General features: G+C 72.1%; 7 protein-coding genes. 1 reads left to right on the plus strand and 6 read right to left on the minus strand.

The genetic code is table 11. From position 1 onward, the window contains the following. Nucleotides 1-6: 6 nt before the first annotated feature. Nucleotides 7-756, plus strand: a complete 750-nt coding sequence (locus DKL51_RS22615; RefSeq protein WP_260428626.1) for a Fic family protein — start codon at nt 7-9, stop codon at nt 754-756. Between the two features lie 6 nt (nt 757-762). Here DKL51_RS22615 and DKL51_RS22620 read toward each other — a convergent pair whose 3' ends face one another. From DKL51_RS22620 to DKL51_RS36575, 6 genes are all read right to left on the minus strand, one after another. Continuing rightward, entirely contained in the window at nt 763-1,395 is a 633-nt protein-coding gene (locus DKL51_RS22620) for a TetR/AcrR family transcriptional regulator (RefSeq protein ID WP_109964469.1), read from the minus strand. Further along, a complete protein-coding gene (locus DKL51_RS22625) occupies nt 1,290-2,654 on the minus strand; it encodes a methyltransferase (RefSeq protein WP_109964468.1) in 1,365 nt (454 codons plus the stop codon). Before DKL51_RS22625 ends, DKL51_RS22620 begins: the two co-directional genes overlap by 106 nt. Further along, nucleotides 2,651-3,547: a hypothetical protein gene (locus tag DKL51_RS22630; protein WP_109943127.1), complete on the minus strand. Its 897-nt coding sequence runs from the start codon at nt 3,545-3,547 to the stop codon at nt 2,651-2,653. The genes DKL51_RS22625 and DKL51_RS22630 overlap by 4 nt, the downstream gene beginning before the upstream one ends. A 104-nt stretch (nt 3,548-3,651) precedes the next feature. Continuing rightward, the gene (locus DKL51_RS22635) at nt 3,652-4,461 is read right to left on the minus strand and encodes an HAD family hydrolase (RefSeq protein ID WP_109943126.1); all 810 of its coding nucleotides are present in this window, start codon (nt 4,459-4,461) and stop codon (nt 3,652-3,654) included. 878 nt (nt 4,462-5,339) lie between these two features. Further along, a complete protein-coding gene (locus tag DKL51_RS22640) occupies nt 5,340-6,020 on the minus strand; it encodes a hypothetical protein (protein WP_123809602.1) in 681 nt (226 codons plus the stop codon). Between the two features lie 395 nt (nt 6,021-6,415). After that, nucleotides 6,416-6,756 (minus strand): VHL beta domain-containing protein (locus DKL51_RS36575; protein ID WP_498070933.1); only part of this gene is annotated, 341 nt, incomplete at its 5' end.

The following is a 6,756-nucleotide window of genomic DNA, read 5'->3' on the forward strand; positions in this document are numbered from 1 at the left end:
GTGCCGGTGCGCCTGGTCGACCCGCTCGCCCCGCTGCTCGCGCTCGCCGACATCGCGCCCGCCGTCGAGCGGGCCCGCGACCGGGTCGACCAGGCGCACCGGCACCGGGCCCTGCGCCGGCACGGCGGCCAGGTCGCCGCCGAGGTCAGCCTCCGCTCCGCGGTCGCCAGCGCCGTCCTGGAGGGCCACCCGCACGAGCGTGAGGCCGTTCGCGCCGGCACGGTCACCGACCCGGTGCTCCAGGGCGCGTTGCGGGTCGCCGGGGCGCTGCCCGGGCTGACCGAACTCTGGCCGAAGGCCCCCCGGCAGGCCCTCGCGAAGCTGCACGTGCTCGCCGCCCGCGACGTCGTGACCGAAGCCGAGCTGGGCCGCCCGGTCGCCGACCCGGTGGTCGCGGCGCGCCTCGACGGGCTGGCCGGTCTGGTGGCCGGCGGCACGAAGGTCTCCCCGCTGGTGCTGGCCGCCGTCGTGCACGGCGAGCTGCTGAACCTGCGCCCGTTCGCCGGGCCGTCCGGGGTCGTCGCCCGGGCCGCGGCCCGGCTGGTGCTGCTCTCCACCGGTTTCGACCCACGTGGCCTGGTCGCCGTCGACGTCGGCCACCGCGAACGGGAACCGGAGTACGTCGGCGCGGCCGGTGCCTTCGCCACCGGCACCCCGGACGGGCTGCGCTCCTGGCTCCGCCACTACATGTCCGCGATCGAGGTCGGCGCCGACCAGATCGGCCTCATCGGCGACGAGGTCCTCGCCGCCGCCTGACCAGGGTCAGTCCCGCCGGACCGCCCGGTTGACCTTCGCCTGAAGGGCTCGCCGGGCGAGCGGCCCCAGGTCGTCCACGATCTCGATGAGCACCGCGAGCTGGTCCAGCGCGGCCATCGCCCGGTCGGCGGCGGCCCGGTCCACGCCGTCGTAGAGCTCCAGCCCGATGAACGCGGCCGACACGGCCCGGGCCAGACCGGGAACGTCGGCGATCTCGGCGAACGGGGAACCGGCCAGCAGCCGGCGCAGGACCGGCTCGATCTCGTCCACCCACAGCTGGAGCGCGCCGGCGGTGGGGGCGGCGAGCCGCTCGTCGGTCTGCGCGCCGGCGAGCATCTGGGCGAGGAACGAGACATTGCCCAGCTCGCGCTCCTGCTCGTGCAGGGCGCGTCCGACCTCGAGCAGCTCCCGCAGCGAGCCGACGCCGGTCAGCCGGGCCGACCAGTGCGCGACCCGCTCCGCGGTGCTGGCTCGGCAGGTCGCCGCGAGTAGGTCGTCCACGCTTCCGTAGTGGTAGAACACCAGCGCCTGGTTCACCCCTGCGGCGGCGGCGATGGTACGCGCCGAGATGCCGGCGATGCCGTGCTGACGGATCGCCGCGATGGCCCCGTCGAGCAGGCGTTGCTTGGTGTCGGACATGGTCCTCCTCGCGGCGTCACCGGGTGCGGCGGTGCGATCATCGCATCGGTTACCAGTTGGGCCAGCCACGTCACCCCGGGCAGCCGCAGCGCCCAACCGACGACGGCCCAACCCAGGTGAAGGTGTTCGAGCGCGCGGGCGACGGCGGCCACCCCCCGTTCCTCGTGACCGCCGTCGCCCGTGTACCGGGCCCGCCACAGCACCCGGGGGTCCTCCCCGGCGGGCCGGATCCGCAGCCCGACCGGATGCCGGCGGGCGAGGAAGCGCCAGGTCGCGGCGCACGGCCCGCAGTCGTCGTCGAGCCAGAGGACCGCGGGCGACCGCGACGGGTACGGCCGCCAGCGCGGCCACCAGTCCCGGACCTGCTGCCGGTAGGCACGCGACGCTTCGCCGTACCGGGTGTCGAGGTCGTACTTCTCGTGCGGCCGGGCCACCGCGGCGGAGAAGGCCACCCCCGCCCCGGCGGCCAGGAGCAGCGTGACGCTGCGGGTCACCAAGGCGGTGAGCAGCACCAAGGCCACCGCGCTGAGCTGCATCGGGTTGGCCAGATAGGCGTACGGGCCGGTGGTGACGAGCCGACCGGGCGGATCCCAGGGGTACGGGGTACCGCCGCCCCGCGCGGCGAACTCCCGGACCGCCGTGAGGGCCGGCGTCGCGACCAGCAGGGCGACCTGCGCGACGACCAGCGCCACGGACGGCGGCAGTGCCGTCAACCGTGCCCAGGAGCCATCCCCCAGTTCGAAGGCCACGGACGGTACGAACCAGAGCAGCAGGGCGGTGAAGAGGGCGACCTGGAGCAGGGTGCGGGCCCGCAGGTGCCGCCGGTCGGCGCAGAACCTGCCGAGCAGCTGCGCCGGCAGTGCCACCGCGAACAGCCCGACCACCTCGCCGACCAGCCAGTGCGGACCGAGCCGGACCAGCGGGTGCAACGCGGGCATCGCCACGACGTCGACCCAGAGAAGCAGGCCCAACGCCAGCGGCAGCGGCAGCACCCGGCGCAGCAGTACCGGCACCGGACCCCAGAGCGCCGCCCAGCCGATCCAGAGGTCGACCGGCATTCCCCGGTACGCGCCGCGCGCCGGGGCGAAGACGTACCAGCCGTACCGTCGGGCCGCCCCGTTCAGCGCGGCGATGCCGACCGCGGCGGCCACGAAGGCCAGCAGGGCGGCCGCCCGCGCGCCCCGGTCCCGTTCGAGCCGGGCGGCGGCGACCGCGGCCGCGAGGGGCACCGCCAGGCTGAGGTAGCGGGCCGCGGTCATCGCAGCCTCATCATGTCGAGCAGGTGCCCGACCCCCTCGCCCAGCAGGAACTGCTGCAACGGTCCGAAGTACCAGGAGGGGTCGAGGCCGCGCCGGTAGTCCACGGTGACGCGGACCTCGGTGTGTCCGGGATCGATTTCCCGCCAGCGCACGTCGGCGTGCTGCCAGGCGAACCAGCGGGCGGTGATCGAACTGTCCTCGGCGAAGCGGAAAGTGACCTGCTGCGGCCGGCTGGTCTCCACCACCGCGAGCAGGTGACCGCCCGGCCCGTGCGCGCTGCCGTGGTAGCCGAACATCCACCGGTCGCCGGGGTCGAGCCCGTCGCCGCTGACCTGCCCGGGAGTGGGCACACCGAGCATCCGCAGGGGGACGGAGCGCGCCGGTTCCGGGTGGGGGCCGACTGCGAGGCGCGCGGCCACCTCATCGACCGGCAGCGCGACGACCCGGACCACCTCGACTCTCTGCTCTGGGGCGAGCCGCGGGGCGAGGCCGGTGCCTTCGAGGCCGGGCAGGAGCAGCAGCGGCACGGCGACGATCGCGTACGTCCGCGACGAGTTCCGCAGCGCGCGGATCAGGGCGGTGGTGCCATGGGCCACGGCGTAGACCAGCGGCGCGGCCAGGATGACGCAGACGGCGCCCTCGTGCAGCGCCACCGCCGCCAGCAGCAGGGCGATGGTGGTGACGACGAAGACCCGCCCGTGTGCCGTGCGGCCGGGGGTGAGGGCCAGCGCCGCCGCGAGGAGCACCGGCAGCCCCACGAAGAGCAGCGCGCTGTCGGCCCGACCCTCCCGTACGGTCAGCACGAAGACCACCACCCCGAAGGCGGTGATCAGCCCCGCCAGCACCCAGTTCGCGGTGGTACGCCGTGGTTGCCGCTCGTCCTGCTCGGCCATCTCGCCCTCCCCGTTTGAGCGACCGCTCAACGCTGAGGATAGACAGGTTTGAGCGATCGCTCAATCCTTCGGGCAGGGGTGAGTCTGAGTCGGTGCGGGTGGGTTCAGGCGGCCGGGGTGGTGGTGGCCCGGGTACGCCGGTGCCGGCCGTACCAGGCGATGCCGATGGCCACCCCGACGCCGACGCCGAGCGCCGCCGCGGCGACCGGGACGGCGGGTCGCTCACGCAGCCGCCGGCCCAGTGGGACCGGGTGCCGGAACTCCAGCACCGGCCAGGAGTTCTCTACCGCCAGCTTGCGCAGGGCCCGGTCCGGGTTCACCACGGTCGGGTGCCCGACGCACTCCAGTAGCGGCCGGTCGCTGTACGAGTCGGAGTAGGCGTACGAGTCGGCCAGGTCGTAGCCGCGCTCCTTGGCCAGCTCACCGACCGCGTCGACCTTGCTCGGGCCGGCCGCGTAGAACTCGACCTCGCCGCTGTAGCGGCCGTCCTCCACCGCCATCCGGGTGGCGATCACGTCGGTCACGCCGAGCAGCTCGCCGATCGGGCGGACCATCTCCTCGCCGGAGGCGGAGACCAGCACGACGTCCCGGCCGGCGGCCTGGTGCTCCTCGATCAGGGCGGCGGCCTCGGCGTACACGTAGGGGTTGATCAGCTCGTGCAGCGTCTCCGCGACGATCTGGCGGACCTGTTCCACCTGCCAGCCCTTGCAGAGCGTGGCGAGGTAGTCCCGGGTCCGGGCCATGGTCTGCTCGTCGGTGCCGCCCAGCCGGAACATCAGCTGCGCGTACGCCGACTTGACCACGTCCCGTCGGGTGATCAGCCCGTCCCGATAGAACGGCCGACCGAACGCCAAGGCGCTCGACTTGGCGATGACGGTCTTGTCCAGATCGAAGAAAGCGGCACTTCGGCCCACGGCGCGAAAGTCTAGCCCGATGGGAAGCCGTCGGCGGGTGGCCGGGGTCACCCGGCGGACGCCACCCCCAACCTCTTGGCTGACGGTGATCGCGATCACACGCTCCGAACACAAATGAGCGGTGGGTGGAGCGAACACCACTCGACGTATAAGGGTCGGCTGCGGCATGCTTGTGCTCGCGACGAGCGTTCACCCGCCGTCGATCACATAGCCCTCGGCGGTTGCACCCCCCGTGGCCGCTGAGTTGGTTCGGCTCGACCCCCCCGGAGCCGAACCTCCCGACGACCCCCGTCTCCCCCCGGCGGGGGTCGTCTCTTTCTCTCCTGAACGCTCCGCCGCAGGTCATAGGGCATTTCGTCGTAGGGAGAGGCGCTGTCCGAGAGCGTTCCTCCGGTCAGAGGCAGCAGAGAGCAGCAGAGCCGTCGAAGGCTGCCAAGATCCGGGTGGTGTAGTCGTCCGGGTGTGCTTATGACGATTGACTGTCGCGGATGCCAGCTCTTGGCCCGTCGCCCGCTGTACGAGGTTGATTGGGGACGTCGTCACTGACCAACGAGGTGCCGTAGGCGTGCCGCAGGTCGTGGAACGGATTCCGCCCGGCGGCCTCGGCCGCCGCGAAGGCAGTCCCGCCGGCGCTGGTGCCCAGCGGACAAGGCAGCCCCGGAGGGCTGGACTGAGCGGGACCAGACGAGATTGGCCCCCGACCGACTTCCTGGTCAGGGGCCGTTCTCGCGCCTGGTGGCGGGTAGAGGATCCGAACCTCTGTAGCTTTCGCGACAGATCAGTCGTCCGCGTCCGCCGCCCCGCTCGCCCTGGCTTGCGGCTGATGAGATGGCCGCGGCAGAGGCGCTGCTCAGTTCGGAGCTGGCAGCGCCCGATGATCAGGTGTTGCCATTGATCCGGAACTTGACGGTGGCCACGTTCGATGCGAGACCGAGCGCCCTCACATCCTTCACGTCGATCTTTCCGTCGTTGTTCGCGTCCGGCACCACATTCGGCGCGTCGTCGAAGATCCCGTTGCCGTTGAGATCCTCGACCACGGCCGCGATGACCTGTGACTGGACGTTCGTGCCGAAGGCGGCCGCGCCGACCAACCAGTCGTCGGTGATCTCAGTTACGTTCTGCGTGCGGTCGGTAACGCCGGTGAGGTTGAACAGGTTCGCCAGGTTCTGCCCCGCCCCGGCCCCGACGGTGGAGGTCGAGACCAGCACGACCAGCCCGGGGAGCCGGTCGTCCTGACCAGGACTGAAGGTCCCGGGGAACGGCGGAATGTTGTTGTGACCGGCCGGCCCCGTCAACTGCGGTGCCGTGAACCCCGCCCGCTCCAGGCCGTTCGGACCGTCGGGGAACCGCAGGGAGAGGTTGACGATCCAGCCCAACCCACCGACTCCCGCGTTGTCGTTGGGTCTCGGGGTCAGGATCCTGACGTGGACCGGCGGACTGCATGAAGAGGTAGGGCTCGTCGTCTCTTCTTGATGCCGGTCCGTGTCGCGTCCTGGCTGACCGCCGTCGGCGCCTGCCACTTGCGGGCCGGAGACGGCTGCGAACAGGGCGGTGGCCATCCCGACAACGACGCCGATCCGTCCCATTCTTCTTACTGCCCTGATACTCGGCACTATAACCCCCGATATGCTGCAAAAGTGTGGTCTTCGTCCGTTACGGGAGTTCAGGGTACTTATCACGCCATATGTTCGCCCACGGATCACCGAAGTTGGCCTTAACCGGGGAGGTAGCCGGGCCGTCCAGCGCGGATGAGCGGTGTTAGGCACCGCCGCGCATCACACCCCGGCCGTAGCGCGTCAGCAAGCGGGTAGGTGCCAAGTGCCCGGTCCACGCCAGGCTCACCGGGCGAGGCGGGGAACGGCGGGGAGTGGCGGCGAATCGAGGTGTCGGATCGCCGGTTGCCAGGGGTGGCTCGGGCCGTCCCTCTGTCGGAGCGCCCGACCCCGGCTGCCGCCTACCTGACCACCGCTCGCAGCGTCTCGTACGCCGGCAGGAAGCAGACCAGCCCGACGCCCTGCGCGTTGGTCACCACCCATGGGTGGCCCACGTAGGTCTGCTGCCGGTACCACTGGCCCGGCTGGAGGATCGCGTACTGCTGGCGCTGGCCGCCGTAGTCGAGCCAGTGCACGACCACCGTCTCGGAGCGGGCGTTGACGAAGTCGATGAAGGTCTCCGGCCCGCCCCCGGACGATTTCAGGCTCGACTCCTGTGACGGCGGCAGGGGCGTCAGCTCACCCGGGCGGGGCAGGGTGGGCCGCGGCGTCGGCGAGCTGGCGGACGCCGTGGGTCGGGGGC

It is taken from the genome of Micromonospora globispora, assembly GCF_003857015.1.
GTDB lineage: Bacteria > Actinomycetota > Actinomycetes > Mycobacteriales > Micromonosporaceae > Micromonospora > Micromonospora globispora.